The 14,806-nt window shown below is 61.2% G+C and carries 10 protein-coding genes; 6 read left to right on the forward strand and 4 right to left on the reverse strand.

Going from position 1 to position 14,806, the window contains the following annotated elements:
* The first annotated feature begins 27 nt into the window (after positions 1-27).
* Positions 28-3,015, forward strand: a complete 2,988-nt coding sequence (locus EKH80_RS17445; protein WP_158628871.1) for a sensor histidine kinase — start codon at positions 28-30, stop codon at positions 3,013-3,015.
* Positions 3,016-3,116: 101 nt separating this feature from the next.
* Here EKH80_RS17445 and EKH80_RS17450 read toward each other — a convergent pair whose 3' ends face one another.
* The 3 genes from EKH80_RS17450 to EKH80_RS17460 all read right to left on the reverse strand — a co-directional run bounded on the left by EKH80_RS17450 (position 3,117) and on the right by EKH80_RS17460 (position 4,676).
* Positions 3,117-3,482, reverse strand: a complete 366-nt coding sequence (locus tag EKH80_RS17450; RefSeq protein ID WP_126686067.1) for a nuclear transport factor 2 family protein — start codon at positions 3,480-3,482, stop codon at positions 3,117-3,119.
* A gap of 54 nt (positions 3,483-3,536) precedes the next feature.
* On the reverse strand, positions 3,537-4,166 hold the full coding sequence (locus tag EKH80_RS17455; RefSeq protein WP_126686068.1) for a glutathione S-transferase family protein: 630 nt from the start codon (positions 4,164-4,166) through the stop codon (positions 3,537-3,539).
* Positions 4,167-4,238: 72 nt separating this feature from the next.
* Positions 4,239-4,676, reverse strand: coding sequence for a DoxX family protein (locus tag EKH80_RS17460; RefSeq protein WP_126686069.1), 438 nt, complete (start codon positions 4,674-4,676; stop codon positions 4,239-4,241).
* A gap of 108 nt (positions 4,677-4,784) precedes the next feature.
* On the opposite strand from EKH80_RS17460, the gene EKH80_RS17465 reads away from it, so the two are divergent.
* From EKH80_RS17465 to EKH80_RS17475, 3 genes are all read left to right on the forward strand, one after another.
* Entirely contained in the window at positions 4,785-5,738 is a 954-nt protein-coding gene (locus EKH80_RS17465) for a LysR family transcriptional regulator (protein WP_126686070.1), read from the forward strand.
* A gap of 167 nt (positions 5,739-5,905) precedes the next feature.
* Entirely contained in the window at positions 5,906-7,624 is a 1,719-nt protein-coding gene (gene poxB, locus EKH80_RS17470; RefSeq protein ID WP_126686071.1) for a ubiquinone-dependent pyruvate dehydrogenase, read from the forward strand.
* A 441-nt stretch (positions 7,625-8,065) separates the two neighbouring features.
* Positions 8,066-10,876, forward strand: coding sequence for a TonB-dependent receptor plug domain-containing protein (locus tag EKH80_RS17475; protein WP_126686072.1), 2,811 nt, complete (start codon positions 8,066-8,068; stop codon positions 10,874-10,876).
* Between the two features lie 92 nt (positions 10,877-10,968).
* On the opposite strand, the gene EKH80_RS17480 is transcribed toward EKH80_RS17475, so the two are convergent.
* Positions 10,969-11,706 (reverse strand): FadR/GntR family transcriptional regulator, encoded by a 738-nt coding sequence (locus EKH80_RS17480; RefSeq protein ID WP_126686073.1) that lies wholly within the window; start codon positions 11,704-11,706, stop codon positions 10,969-10,971.
* A gap of 118 nt (positions 11,707-11,824) precedes the next feature.
* Here EKH80_RS17480 and lhpH point away from each other — a divergent pair, with 118 nt between their 5' ends.
* Together lhpH and EKH80_RS17490 are read left to right on the forward strand one after the other, a co-directional pair.
* Positions 11,825-12,832, forward strand: a complete 1,008-nt coding sequence (lhpH, locus tag EKH80_RS17485; protein WP_126686074.1) for a trans-3-hydroxy-L-proline dehydratase — start codon at positions 11,825-11,827, stop codon at positions 12,830-12,832.
* Between the two features lie 338 nt (positions 12,833-13,170).
* Positions 13,171-14,751, forward strand: a complete 1,581-nt coding sequence (locus EKH80_RS17490; RefSeq protein WP_158628872.1) for a S53 family peptidase — start codon at positions 13,171-13,173, stop codon at positions 14,749-14,751.
* The last annotated feature ends 55 nt before the right edge of the window (positions 14,752-14,806 follow it).

Below are 14,806 nucleotides of genomic sequence, written 5' to 3' on the forward strand. Positions count from 1 at the left end.
CTGCGTTGGTCGCTGGTCTGCCTGCTCATGGCCGGCCTTTGCTTTGCGCCAGTGGCCATGCCGGCTGAGCCGCCGCATACGGTCGCCCCCCTGTCCTCGCAGACGCCTTTTCGCTTGCAACTGGATCAGCTGCAGCACCGCGCCTATCTCTCGCGGGATGGCGCTCCGTCCAGCAGCACGGCCATCGCCCAGACGCCGGACGGCTTTTTGTGGTTTGCCACGCCAAACGGCTTGTACCGCTTCGATGGGGTGCGCTTTGACAAAAGCGTGACCAGCCTGCTGCCCAGCACGAACATTTTTTCCCTTTACGCGGAGCCCAATGGCGATCTGTGGATCGGCTATACCTTCGGTGGCGCCAGTGTGCTGCATGAGGGGACGCCATCGAACATTCCCGTTTCGGACCTCCCCGGCGGCAGCGTCATAGGCTTCGTGCGAACCGCGGACAAAACGCTCTGGCTTGCCACTACCCACGGCGTTGCCATGCAACGGGGCGACCGTTGGGAAACGCTTGGCCCTTCCCAGGGCTATCCCGGCCATCATCCGCAATGGTTCGGCAGTATCCACGGCGACATCTATCTGTTCGACAGCGATAGCGCTTACGTACTCGATCAGCACAACCATCAGTTCCACTCGACCGATTATGGGCGGGCCAAGCACGATCTGCTCGGGCTTCCACCTGACGCCACCTGGAGCAAGAGCCATAACCCCTATTGGGCGGGCCTGCGCGATCCGTCCGGTACGCTGTGGTTTACGCGCGAGGGCCAGGAGGGCATTACGCGCCTGCGCTGGGGCGGTGCAAGCGCCTCGCCCTCCTCCGAAGAGCATTTCGTTCAGCGCGACGGCCTGAGCGGCCAGTTCGTGCTGCTTTATTTCATGGATCGCGAGTCGAATGTCTGGGCCGCGACGGAAACGGGAGTCGACCGCTTCACCGTCGGCAAATTCACGCCGGTGCGTTTTCCGAACAGCATGACCAATCTCACCGTCGCTGCCGATGCCAAGGGTGGCGTATGGGTCGGAAGCCTTCGCGAATACGCTTTGTATCTCAAGGGCGACGAGGATCCTGTCCGCGTCGCCGACTTTGGGCTGGGCGCGGATTGTTCGACCGTGGACCGCCAAGGCACAGTCTGGATGCCGGGCAGGAACGATCTTGAAAGCTACGATGGCTCTCATGTCACCCATGTTGCGCCCCCACCCGGCACGCTGGCTGACGAGCATGGCGAACAGGTCCTGCAGGCGTGCCAGGGAATCGCGCAAGACGGTGCCGGCGACCTGTGGGTATCCATCGCCAAGGTGGGAGTGTTCCGCAGGTCACGGGGAACCTGGACCCTCAACGGCGGCCTCAAGGCCCTACCGGAAGGCCCGGCCATTCGCGTCCTTGGCGATGCATCCGGCCGCATCTGGCTGACATATCCGGGTAGCCGCATTGCGCTGGTCGAGCAGGACAGCGTCAAGCTCTACAGCATCACCGACGGCTTGAACGTCGGCAACGTGCTTGCCCTCGATGTGCGCGGCACGCACGTCTGGGCCACCGGTGATATTGGCGTTGCCTATCTGTCCCCTTCAGGCACGTTCATAAGCCTCGTAGGCAAAGGCGGCAACAGTTTTCGAGACATGTCGGGCGTGGTCGAGACTCGCACGGGGGAGCTTTGGCTCAACGGGCCTGATGGCGTTTACCGCGTGAGCGCCGGCGAGCTTGCAAAATGGTTCCGGCAATCGGGTTACACGCCCGCTTACGAGCTTTTCAGCCAAGCGGATGGCATCAGGGGCGTTCCCCTTCCCATCCGCCCCGGCCCGAGCATGGCCCAAAGCAGCGATGGCCGCATCTGGGTGGCGACCAAGCAGAATCTTTCCTGGGTCGACCCGGCGCATATCCGGCGCAACACGATCGCGCCGGACGTTGCCATCAACAGCCTGACCGCGGCCAAATCCACTTGGCCCGCAGCCTCCGTGCCGCCGCTGCCGCCGACCATGCACGGTGTCCACATTGCTTATACGGCGCCCGTCATGTCCATGCCGGAGCGGGCCCATTTCCGCTACCGGCTCAAGGAAGTGGATGGCGATTGGCAGGATGACGGCGGCCGGCGCGAAGTCTTCTACGCCAACATGCAGCCTGGCAGCTATCACTTCGAAGTCGTCGCCCTCAACGAAGACGGCGTTCCGAGCCGGCAAGCGGCGAAATTGAATTTCACCATTACACCGGCTTTCTACCAAACCTCCTGGTTCAAGGGGCTGATGGCCTGTGTGGTGGCCCTTGCCCTTTCGCTGCTGTACATGCTGCGCCTGCGTTTCATCGAGCGGCGTTACCAGTTGCTGATGGAAGAGCGCCTTGCCGAGCGTGAACGCATAGCACGCGATCTGCACGACACGCTGCTACAAGGCATGCAAGGCATGCTGCTGCAAGTGGAGATGCTTTCCAACAGCCGCGAACTGTCGGATGCGCAACGACAGCGGGTGACCCGGATCGAAGAGAAAATGCGTGGCGTGCTGATCGAAGGGCGCGACGCGATCAGCTCGCTTCGGCAGGCGCAATCCGGTCACGCCAACCTCATGGCCAAGCTGGAGGCGATAGGCAACGATGCGACTATCCGTTCAAGCACGCACTACTCCGTACGCGTCGAGGGCGAGTCACTCCCGCTACGCCCCGAGGTTTGCGAAGAGACCATCGCCATCGTCCGCGAAAGCGTGATCAATGCGTTCAAGCATGCCAAGGCCGAATGGGTACTCGTGTCCGTCTACTACACGCCCCGCGCCTTTATCGCTAACGTCACGGACAACGGCATCGGCATCACCGAGCAAAAGATCCAGCAGCAACAGTCGGATGGGCATTGGGGGGTGGCAGGCATGCGCGAACGCGCGGCGAAACTCGGCGGCCGGCTGAGCATCCGCGGCGCGGATTCACGGGGCACGACGGTTGAGCTGAGCCTGTCCAGGCATGCGGCCTATGCCATCCCATCGTCGATCAAGCGGCGCTGGCTTCAGCGCAGACTGTCCGGCGGTTACAGCAATCCTCATTGATTTCTCAACGCTGCGTAGGCTGGGTTGCAAAACCCAGCCTCGCCATGCAAGCAACACTTGCGATGCTGGGATTGTCATCCCAGCCTACGTCATGACTTCATTTATGCAGGCGCGCCATCGAGGAAAACATACAGCGCCGCAATCTTCCCATCGCGCACGATGATCACGTCCACGCCGGTATATTCGGGTTCTTCGCCGCGCGGGCCGGAGCCCCAGGCCAGGCGACCGGCGTTGTGCAGGGCCTGGGCTTCGCCGTGCGGTGTATAGGCGAAATGCGGGTGCGTCGCGCGAAGATCTCCGGCAAATTTGTCGAGCGCGTCGTGCCCGACAAATACGCCCGGCGGCACGTAAAGCGCACAGTCTTCGGTATAGAGTTCCTCGATGGCGCGGCGACGACGGGTAGCGTCGCCTTCGCCGAACACTTCCTGCAGGTTGCGATAAAGCAGTTCATGGGTGCGGTCGCTCACGACACGTCTCCTTAAGTCTGGTGGATACAGATCAAACCAATGCTGCGCGCCGCCTTACTGGGCGAGCGCCATGGTCTTTGCGATGGCGGCAACAACGGCTGGCCGCGCCGAGAGCTCGGCATGCCAGCGCGTGACGAAGGGGAATTTATCGAGGGTCGCGCCGATCGCCTGATGGCGCCAAACCCATCCGAAATGGGCGATGTCTGCAATGCTGTACGTGTCGCCCGCCACGTAGGGGTGATGTTCAAGGCGATGATCGAGCACGCCCAATACGCGGTCGACTTCGGCTAGCGCGCGCGTTTTGGCCTCGGGCTGGGGCGACGACTGCATCGCGACTACAAAAGCTTGCCCGAAGGCCGGACTCAGGCCGGACGCGTGGAAGAACAGCTGCTCGAAGACCTTGCTGCGATGAACGGGATCGGCCGGAAGAAGCTGTCCGCTCTTTTCGGCAAGGTAGACCAGGATCGCGGCGGATTCGCTAAGCACCACATCGATGTCTCCGAGTTCGAAGCGGTCGATCAGTACCGGGACCTTCGCGTTGGGATTGATGGCCCTGAAAGCCTCGGTTTTCTGTTCGCCCTGGCGCAGGTTGACCGGTACGAGCCGGTAGTCGAGCCCCATTTCCTCCAGCGCGATCGGAACCTTGAGGCTGTTGGGCGTGGCGAAGGCAAGTACTTCGAGCATGGTCCTATTCCTTTTGCTGTTGACGTGATGGTCGGTGTGCTGGAGCGGCCTCAGGCCGCTCCAGCCGTCGGTTCAGGAGCGCCGTCCGTCAAGACTCAGGCGACCGCCACCGAAAGCGACCACGTGCAGCAAGCCACCGGCCATGGCGACGTTCTTGAAGAAATGGATGAACTGGTTCTGGTCGGCGAAGTTGTGGTGAAAGAACGCCGCCGTCACCAGCGCGAACACGAACAGGACGCTGGCGACGAGACGTGTGCGATAGCCAAGCAGCAGAGTGATTCCGCCCACGACTTCGATCAGGACCGAGATGCCGAAGGCAACCTGCGGCAAGGGCAGTCCGACCGACTGGATGTAGGCGATGGTCATCGCCGGTGCCGCAAGCTTGGAAAGTCCGGCAAGGATGAAGATGGCACTGATCATCACGCGCCCCAGGGCTGGAACGATCGTGGTGATGAGATCGGGAGCGGCCGAGGAAACGGCCGCGGCGCCCGCGTAAGTTTGGTTGCTCATAGCGTATGTCCTCAGGTGAGTCCCCTTGTGGGGTGGCGGGACAAATCTAGAGCGGCGTGCTATTTTTCGAAATAGAAATGACTGAAAACTATCATTGCAGAATTGTCGATGTCTAAACTACCGGATTTCGAAGGGCTCGCGATGTTCGCGAAGGTCGCCGAAGAAGGCTCGTTCGCGGCGGCGGCAACGGCCATGGGCGTTTCGATCGCCACCGTGTCGCGGGCCGTTAGCCGTCTGGAGGAACGGCTGGGTGGCCGGCTGTTCAACCGCACTTCGCGCCGGCTTGCGCTCACGGACTATGGCCACACGCTCGCCGAGCGCGCGGCGAAGATCTACGCCGAGGCGCAGGAGACGGAGGATTTCGCGCGCGAGACCTCAAGCCGCCCGCGCGGCTTGGTCAAGCTCGCTGCGCCACTGTCTTTCGGTGCTCGCTGGGTCGCCCCGCTGTTGCCGGAGTTCTTCCGCGCCTATCCGGAAATTTCCGTCGATCTTCATCTCACGGACGCCCATGCCGATCTGATTGGCGATGGCTTCGACGCCGCGCTGCGCATTGCCGTGATGGAGGATTCGTCGCTCGTCGCACGCCTGATCGCACCGGTGCGCCGGTTCGTGGTGGCATCCCCCGGCTATCTGTCCCGCTATGGCCGTCCGCAGCACCCGCACGATCTTGGCGCGCACCAGTGCCTCAGCTACGTCAACCGGAGCCGACGCGAAGTCTGGCGTTTTTCCCGGCAAAGCGGCGAAGAATGCGCCGTCACGCCCACCGGAGTGTTGCGCGGGACGAGCATAGAAGCACTGCTGCCCACGGTCCTCGCCGGACTTGCGATCACCGAGCTGCCCGAGTTCGTCGCGACGCAGTACTTCCTGGACCAGCAGCTCGAACCGATTTTGACGGATTGGTGCTTGCCCGAAGGCGGGTTGTATTTTGTCACGCCTACGGCCCGTACACGGCCCGCGAAGGTCAGCGCCCTGGCCGACTTCTTTGTCGACCGGCTCAGCGCAGCGCAATGGAGTGCGGAGAAATTGATGGGCTGGAAACCGCCGGACCACCGCCAACGATGATTTGAAGGTGACGCAATCGTGGCTGGCGCCGGGAAATGGATTTCGTCCATCGCGCGTCAGATGCGTACAAGCCGCAAGACCTTCCTGGCGCTAAGTTTCCAGACCAGCGCAGGCGCACTTGTGCCTGCCCGTCGGTCCTTCCCCTTGCACGCCGGGAGATCACGATCATGGCCCTATCCTCCGCCGAATACGTCGCCAAGGTCCTTGAACTGGCGGGCGTCAAGCATGTCTACGGCGTCGTCGGCGACTCGCTGAACGGCCTCACCGATGCCTTTCGCCGCAGCTCGATCGAGTGGCTGCACATGCGCCACGAGGAAGCAGCGGCGTTTGCCGCCGGGGCCGACGCGCATCTGACCGGTGAGCTTGCCGTCTGCGCCGGCAGTTGCGGCCCGGGCAATCTGCACCTCATCAACGGCCTGTTCGACTGCCACCGCAGCGGCGTACCGGTGCTGGCGATCGCATCGCATATTCCAAGCAGCGAAATTGGCATCGATTACTTTCAGGCAACGCACCCGGAAAACCTGTTCAAGGAATGCAGTCATTACGTGGAACTCGTCGCCAACCCGAGCCAGCTGCCGCACGTGCTTGGCCGCGCCATGCGTGCGGCCGTGGCGAGGCGTGGCGTTGCGGTGGTGGTCATTCCAGGCGATGTATCGCTGAAGGAAGCCGTCGCCGAGGTGCCCCGCTGGGTCACACCGAACAAACCCATCCTGCATCCGTCGCTGAAGGACCTCCAGCGGTTGACCCATCTGCTCAAGGACGCCACTCGGGTCACGATCTTCTGCGGCGCCGGCTGCGCTGGTGCGCATGATGAGGTGGTGGAACTGGCCCGCCGCCTGAAGGCTCCGATCGTGCATACGCTGCGCGGCAAGGAGTACCTGGAATACAACAATCCCTATGACGTCGGCATGACCGGCCTGGTAGGTTTTTCATCCGGCTATGCTGCGATGAAGGACTGCGATACCTTGCTGCTGCTTGGCACGGATTTCCCTTATCGCCAGTTCTTTCCCAAGCATGCCAAGATCGCGCAGATCGATGTCCGCCCCGAGGCGCTCGGCAATCGTTGCCCGCTCGACCTGGGCTTGATCGGCGATGTACGCGAAACGCTGCAGATATTGTTGCCGTCGGTGGCTGAAAAAACGGATTCCAGCCATCTCGATGCCGCGCTTGCCCACTACCAAAAGGCACGCGAAGGACTCGACGAACTTGCCGACCCCCGACGAGGAAGCGACCTCATCCATCCCCAGTACGTGACCAAGCTGGTCAGCGAACTCGCCGCGGAAGATGCCATTTTCACCTGTGATGTGGGCACGCCGATCTTGTGGACAGCACGCTATCTGAAGGTCAACGGCAAGCGCCGGATCGTCGGCTCGTTCAATCACGGCTCGATGGCGAATGCGATGCTGCATGCCATCGGCGCCCAGGTAGCGTGCCCCGATCGCCAGGTGATCTCGATGTCAGGCGACGGTGGCTTTGCCATGATGATGGGCGAGTTTCTATCGCTGACGCAGTTGGATCTGCCGGTAAAGATCATCCTGTTGAACAACGGCACGCTCGGTTTCGTCGAGATGGAGATGAAGGCGAATGGTTTCCTCGATTCCGGCTGCGACCTGATCAACCCCAACTTTGCGCAAATGGCCAGCGCGGTAGGGGTGAAGGGTATTCGGGTAGAGCGCCCGGATGCTCTGCGACCGGCTCTGATCGAAGCGTTTTCGCACACGGGGCCGGTACTGGTCGATGTGGTCAGCGCAAGGCAGGAACTAGCCATGCCGCCCAAGACCTCGTTCGACGAGGCCTACAAATTCGGCCTGTTCATGATCAAGGCGGTACTCGACGGGCGCGGCAATCAGCTGGTGGATCTGGCGAAAGTGAATCTCCTCAGGTGATGGTGGCTTAGCCCCCTCCCCGAGTTGCAGTGCGTGGCTGGGATGATAATCCCAGCATCGCGCGTGCTGCTGCATGGCAATGCTGGGTTTTGCAACCCAGCCTACGATTGCCATCCCAGCCTACGCTCCGCCCGACGCGCATACATTGCCGTAACGGGATCTGGGTCACCCGAGAGATCCAGACCCATTAGCGCCGTTTTGCGCGTCAGACAATCAGTTCAGCATGCAGCAACGCAAGCCTTTTTCGCATGCGCATTGCATTGTGCAAAATTGCGCATTGCTCGTCGAAATTTTTGATCAAGACCCGTCTTCCACGCTCGATCAATGATGATTTGTCGCGTCGACGTACACGGATGTGCGTCGCCGCGCAAACCTTCATTAGACGCGCCAACCCATTGCGTCAGCTGCGTTGGCGAATAAGAAAGCCAAGGGGAGAACAACATGTCGAAGCATCCGATCGCCGCGGCGATCCTGGTCGCGCTGTCGCTTACGCTGGCGACCAGCCTGCAAGCCCAGACGGCTACGCAATCCCAGGACAGTGCCGCCTCGCAAGACAACGGGCAGCCACCGATCAAAAACCAGACCAAGAGCCTGGACACGGTGATCGTCAGTGGATCGCTGATCAACAACGCGCAGATCCAGACAGCCACGCCCACCTATACGATTACCGCTCAGGACATGAAGGCGCGCGGCTTCAACAGCGTTGCGGAAGTTCTGCAAAATTCGGTGTTCGCCACTGGTACCGTGCCGGGCTCACAGACGCCCGGATTCAACCAGGGCTCGCAGACCTTCAGTTTCTACGGCCTGAATCCGGAATACACCTTGACCTTGCTGGACGGCAAGCCAATCACGCAATTCGGCCAGCTTTACGGCGGCGTCGGCGATTTCACCAATATCGGCAATATCCCGATGAGCATCGTCGATCACATCGACATCCTGCCCGGCGGCGGCTCGTCGATCTACGGCTCGCAGGCGATCTCCGGCGTGGTCAACATCGTCACCAAGCAGCATATGGACGGTGCCGAGGCAAGCGTGCGCACCGGCCGTTACAGCCTGGGCGGCGGCGCCAATCAGCGCCTGTCCGTTTCGTTCGGGCATCAGTTCGGCAAGCTGGACGTGCTGGGCACCTTCGAGTTCTTCAATCAATCACCCGCCTGGTATTACCAGCGCGACCTGACCACGGCGGCGCCGCGTCCGATTATCGTCGCGGCCATGTGGGATTACGGCACGGGCGTGGGCGGGCCATTGCAAGGCTTTGTTCCCCCACCCAATGGATGTGGTGCGCTGAGCAACCTGTTCGCGCAGACGACCACCCCGGTGTATCGCCCTCCGCTCAGCGGCAGCTATTGCGGCTCGCGCAAGACCTTCAGCTACGGCACGTTCATCAACCAGGCCCGCAGCTACAGCAGCATGCTCAAGTTGCGCTACAACCTCAACGACTACGTCCGCCTGTATGGGGACGTGCTGGCAAGTTGGCAGCAGCAGAAATTCACCGCGGGCATTGCCTATAACTGGTGGGGCCCCAACGACCTTCCCGGCGGCATGATCGAGGATGCCACCACGCACCATGTCCTGTTCCCCGAACGCTTCTTTGCGCCGGAAGAAGTGGGCAACAACAACTACAACGGCCTGTTGCGCCAGGACGACCTGATGTACCAGGCCGACCTCGGCGCCAACGGCAGGTTTGGCGATTCGGGCTGGAACTGGGATGTGTATTTCCTGCGCTCCGGCGAGCGCACCACCGATCTCAGCCCGCTGCATCCGGCGGCGGCGATGGACGGCTTTTTCGAATCCCTGCTCGGTCCGGTGGCTGGTATCGACCCCAACACCGGCTACAACATGTACCACCCCAATTACGCCGCGTTCTTCTCGCCTATCACGCCGGCGCAATACGCCAGCTTCACGATCAACGTCAACGCGCTGTACAACACGTGGATCAACAACCTTCGCGGCACCGTCAGCAACGACAGCCTGTTTCATCTCCCAGGCGGCGATGCCGGCTTCGCGTGGCTGGTGGAAGGCGGCAACCAGGCTTGGTACAACCCGGTGAATCCGCTGGTGGCCAACGGGCTGCTATGGGGCAATACCGGCGTATCCGGCGGCGGACAGCGCGATCACTACGCCTCCGCATTCCAGCTGAACCTGCCGGTGCTTTCCCAGCTCACCCTCGATCTTTCCGGACGCACCGATCGCTACACCATCAAGAACGGGTCGCCCAACACCAAGTTCACGTACAAGATCGGCATCGAATACCGCCCGTTCGATACGTTGCTGGTTCGCGGCAATTACGCCACCGGCTTCATCGCGCCCGACATGTCGTCGATCTTCCTCGGCCCTTCCGGGCAGTACAGCAACGTCACGGACTACTACCTGTGCGCGACGCAAGGCGGCAACCAGAACTGCACGGCCAATTACACCGACGGTGTGAAACTCAATGTGCTGCCCAACAAGAAACTGCAACCCACCAATTCGGCCAGCTGGACCTTGGGGACGGTGTGGGCACCGCTTCGCAACCTGAGCCTGAGCGCCGATTTTCTGCATATCGCCATCAACAATGAAATCCAGCTGCAAAGCTCGGACATGCTGATGCGGCAGGAAGCCCAATGCCGGCTGGGCCAGTTGCCATCGGATTCTGCCATCTGCCAGAACGCTTATGCGCAGATCACCCGCAGCCCGTATACCGACCAGGCCACCAACCTCAACCTGTATTACGTCAATATCGCCAACGAGATCACCGATTCGGTGACGGCAGAAGCCAAGTACGTCTTCGACCCCAGCCGCCTGGGCACCTTCGCCGTGCAGCTGGATTACAACGACATGCTCAAGCATCAGTTCCAGGAATATCCAGGCACGACTCCGATCAATCAGCTCACCAACCCGCTGTGGAGTACGGAATTCAAGGACGCGGCAAGCGGATCCCTGAGCTGGTCTTGGCATGACACGTTGCGCAGCTCGCTGTACTGGCACCGTTACAGCCCAACGCCCAATTACGTTGCGTTTACCTACGGCCCCACCTATCCGGGTGCGGGACATCTGCCGCCATGGATGCTCTACAACTGGAGCGTGGGCTTTACCCCGGTCAAGAACCTGGATCTGTCGTTGATGATCAACAACGTGTTCAACAAGATGCCGCCGAATGATCCCGGCTATCGCAAGAGCCGCACATTCCCCTACTTCAACAACTACAACTACAACATTTATGGGAGACAGGTCATGCTGCAGGCGGACTACCGGTTCGGCGGGGGCCGATGACATTTTCCTAGATGGCGGTCCAAACCGGCGCGCCGAATCGTCGTCCCGGCTTACGCCGGGGCGACCAATGATTCAGAGCATCCGCAAGCTCATCACCGCGGCACCACGTCCCTGCCCACCCGCTTGACATGCTGCTCGACATACATCGCGGCCGCATCCGCATCACCACAAACGACCGCCTCGTAAATCAGGCGATGTTCGGACGCATACAGCTGTACGCGTTTGGCTTCGTGGATGCCCTCATCCTTCAAGCGCTTCCATAATGGCTGGTCCATGGTCGTGGCGACCACGTCGGCAACCTTTACCAGCAGCGGATCACCCGTCATCACCGCAAGCTGGCGATGGAACAGGCGGTCGCTATGGTTCCAGCGCGCGCACTGTTCGGGATCGGCGATATCGGTGATCGACTCCATCTGCGCAAGATAGTACTCGGCCAGTGCGTCCGGCTTGGCACGCTGCGCAGCGCGCCTGGCGATGGCGGGCTCCAGGATCCGGCGCAGGTCCAAGGTGGAGGCCGGGCTGATATCGGCATCCATCCCGGTTGCACTGGTTGGCGTGGCAAGCGACAGCCGTTGCATCGCATCGCTGCTCACATAGGTACCGGCATTGCGGCGTGTGGTGACCAGCCCCCGGTTCTGCAGCGCAACAATAGCCTCACGCACGGCCGGACGGCCGACGCGAAAACGCGTGGACAGTTCACGCTCCGACGGCAGGCGCTCATCCGCAACGAGCCGGCCGCTGCGAATGTCGGCGTGGATGCGTTCGGCGACCTGCTCATAGATCTGCTTGGGGCAAAACGAGTCTTCGAGGACCGCTTGTGCCTTGGCCATGCCTTCCTCCAATGGTCGTTATTTCAACCAAAATGCCGTATTTATCATATTATTGGTTGAATATTGATCCAAGAGTGCTCTAGATTTCAACCTATCGAAACCGGACAAGGGGGACTGGATGAAACCGGGTCGTTTCGTCAGTACGGTGGAGATGCACGCCGCCGGCGAACCCTTCCGCATCGTTACGGGAGGCTGGCCCAGGCCCCGGGGCCGAACCCTCGTGGAACGCCGGGCATGGATGAAGGCACATGCCGACCACCTGCGCCGTGCATTGATGCTGGAACCGCGCGGCCATGCGCAAATGTACGGCGGCTACCTGACCGAGCCGGTGAGCGAGCGCGCGGACTTCGGCGTCATCTTCATGCACAACGAAGGCTACAGCGATCATTGCGGCCACGGCGTCATCGCGCTGGCCACGGCAGCAGTCCAATTGGGCTGGGTAGAACGCATCGTGCCGGAAACGCCTGTCGGCATCGATGCGCCGTGCGGATTCATCGAGGCGTTCGTACAGTGGGATGGAGAGCACGCCGGCCAGGTGCGCTTCGTCAATGTGCCCTCCTTTATATGGCTGCGCGATGCGGTGGTGCAGACGCCAAGCTTCGGTGAAGTGCGTGGCGACATCGCCTTTGGCGGCGCGTTCTATTTTTATGCATCGGGCCAACCGTTCGGGCTGTCCATTCACGAGGCGGAAGTCGAACGGCTGACCCGATTCGGCGACGAGGTGAAGCGGGCCGCCAATGCGGCGTACGAGGTCGTTCATCCGCACATTCCCGAAATCAACCACATCTACGGAACGATCATCGACAACGCAGCGCGCCATGCCGGCTCAAGCCAGGCCAATTGCTGCGTGTTCGCCGATCGCGAGGTGGATCGCTCTCCGACCGGTTCGGGCACGGCCGGCCGCGTGGCGCAACTGTTCCTGCGCGGAAAAATGCAACGGCACCAGACGCTGGTCAATGAATCCATCATCGGCACGACCTTCCGCGGTCGCGTGCTGGCGGAAACCCGGCTCGACCGATTCGACGCGGTGATCGCGGAAATCGAAGGCGATGCGCATGTCTGCGGTTTTGCCCAGTGGCTGATCGATGAGCGCGACCCGCTGGCCTACGGGTTTCTTGTGCGGTAGGTCGGGGTGCAATCCTGCACGTTTGTGCCAATATCGTTCCTTCTCCCGCAGAATTTTCATCAAGACCCTCGCCACCATCGCACCCACACTGGATGACGCCAGCACCTTGGCTGGCATTCACGCTGCATATCATCCAAAGTCGGGAGGGTAAAACCATGATGCGAACGATAGTTCTGTCGCGGGGACTTGCGATGGGCTTTTCGGTACTGGCAAGCGCCACAGCAATGACAACGGCGTTTGCCACCCAGACTCAGCCGGCAGGCGATACAACACCGATCAACTCAAGTGTCCCGCTTGCCAAGAGCGTTGCCATTCAAGCTTCAGACCAGGCGACGTTGATGAGCGCCAATGCCCCGGTTCGGGTAAACGTCGTGTTGAAAATGCACAACCAGAGCGAGCTGAAGCAGATTGCCGAACAAGTGCGGACACGCGCAAGAAGCCCGCTTACGGACAACGATTTGGCCGCCCGTTATCTGCCGAGCCACGTCGATGCCATGCGCGTCTACAACTTTCTGCATGCCAACGGCTTCAACCAGATCTATCTGTCGAAAGACAACATGATCGTGACCGCATGGGGCACGGCGGCCAACGTGCAGTCGGCCTTCAAAACGCAGCTGTACAGTCTTCGTCGCGACAAGCAGGCCGGCGTCGCCAATGCGGACCCGGTGAGCATTCCGGCGGCATTGAGCGACGTGATCGGTGCGGTGCATGGACTGCGCTCATTCCAGGAGCGAGGCGTATCGGGAGCAAAGGTTGCTGCCACGACCCAAGGCAATGTCACCTGGAAAGGCAAGGGTGCTCCCGGCACGCAGTCGACTACGGGAGTAGTGGCTTGCCGGGAATGCGTGCACGCCCCGACCGACTTTCCCGCGCTGTATGGCGCCAGTCAGCTGGCGCCCGCCAACGCCCAGGTGGTTGCCGTGATCGGCGTAGGCGATCAACGCAACACCAATTACCTGTATCAGACCTGGGCCAGCAATTATGGCTACGGCTTCATTCCGCTGGATGTGAGCTATCCCACCGGCTATACGCCGGGAGACTATGAGGCGCAGACGGAAGCCGTGCTCGACGTCGATGCCGTCGCCACCATGTCCGGTGGGCTGCAAAAAATTGCGTTCTACTCGGCACCGTCAACGAATCTGGATGACGAGCTGGCCGCCGTAACCGCCGCCATCAACGACAATCGGTCAACCATTTCCCTCTCGTATGCGGCCACCTGCGATTCGGATATCGGCCAGGATCTGCGCAACAGCTGGGATCAGGAACTCTGGGCCGCGGTGGCCAAGGGCATCACTGTGTTTGCGATTACCCAGGACCGTGGCGGTTACCCTGGATGCTCCAACAACCAGAGCGCGACCGGTTTCCCGGGCAGTTCGCCCTATGTGGTATCGGTGGGCGCCTCCACGCTTTACAACACCGCCGACTCCTATTCCACCTACGATCACGAAACACTGTGGCCGTGGAGCGAGAGCGGGCCGGCCGCCACGGAACCGCGTCCTTATTACCAGGACGGGGTCGCGAATATTGCAGGCAGCAGGCGCAGCACACCGGACTTCGTCATGGATGGCGATCCGAATTCGGGTTTGTGGATCGTCACCGGCGGCTACAACAGCAGCGGCACCTATCAAACGACATGGGCGGTCTACGGTGGCACCAGCCTGGCCGCGCCGCTGCTGGCAGGCACCTATGCAAGGCTGTTGCAGAGCGGCATTCCGCCCTATTTTTGGCAGCAGACCTTTTATGACATCGGTGCCGGCCAGGTAAACCACACCAGCGGCGACTGTCTTACTTGCTACAACCTGCTGACGGGCGGCAGCAACGGGGCGTATTCGGTCACCCCGGGGCAATTCAACCGGGCCTCCGGCTGGGGCTCGTGGAACGCCGGCGCGCTGGCCACGGGTATGCAATTCCAGCGTTGAAAGTAGGCCCTCCCCTGCTCGCAGGGGAGGGCATTGCAAGCCTTGCAACGCCTTC

This window comes from Dyella choica (assembly GCF_003977665.1).
Classification (GTDB): domain Bacteria; phylum Pseudomonadota; class Gammaproteobacteria; order Xanthomonadales; family Rhodanobacteraceae; genus Dyella_B; species Dyella_B choica.

Coding starts and splice junctions, on each gene's coding strand:
- EKH80_RS17475 (WP_126686072.1), top strand. CDS start 8,066: ATGTCGAAGCATCCGATCGCCGCGGCGATCCTGGTCGCGCTGTCGCTT.
- poxB (WP_126686071.1), top strand. CDS start 5,906: ATGGCCCTATCCTCCGCCGAATACGTCGCCAAGGTCCTTGAACTGGCG.
- EKH80_RS17445 (WP_158628871.1), top strand. CDS start 28: ATGGCCGGCCTTTGCTTTGCGCCAGTGGCCATGCCGGCTGAGCCGCCG.
- lhpH (WP_126686074.1), top strand. CDS start 11,825: ATGAAACCGGGTCGTTTCGTCAGTACGGTGGAGATGCACGCCGCCGGC.
- EKH80_RS17490 (WP_158628872.1), top strand. CDS start 13,171: ATGAGCGCCAATGCCCCGGTTCGGGTAAACGTCGTGTTGAAAATGCAC.
- EKH80_RS17460 (WP_126686069.1), bottom strand. CDS start 4,676: ATGAGCAACCAAACTTACGCGGGCGCCGCGGCCGTTTCCTCGGCCGCT.
- EKH80_RS17455 (WP_126686068.1), bottom strand. CDS start 4,166: ATGCTCGAAGTACTTGCCTTCGCCACGCCCAACAGCCTCAAGGTTCCG.
- EKH80_RS17480 (WP_126686073.1), bottom strand. CDS start 11,706: ATGGCCAAGGCACAAGCGGTCCTCGAAGACTCGTTTTGCCCCAAGCAG.
- EKH80_RS17465 (WP_126686070.1), top strand. CDS start 4,785: ATGTCTAAACTACCGGATTTCGAAGGGCTCGCGATGTTCGCGAAGGTC.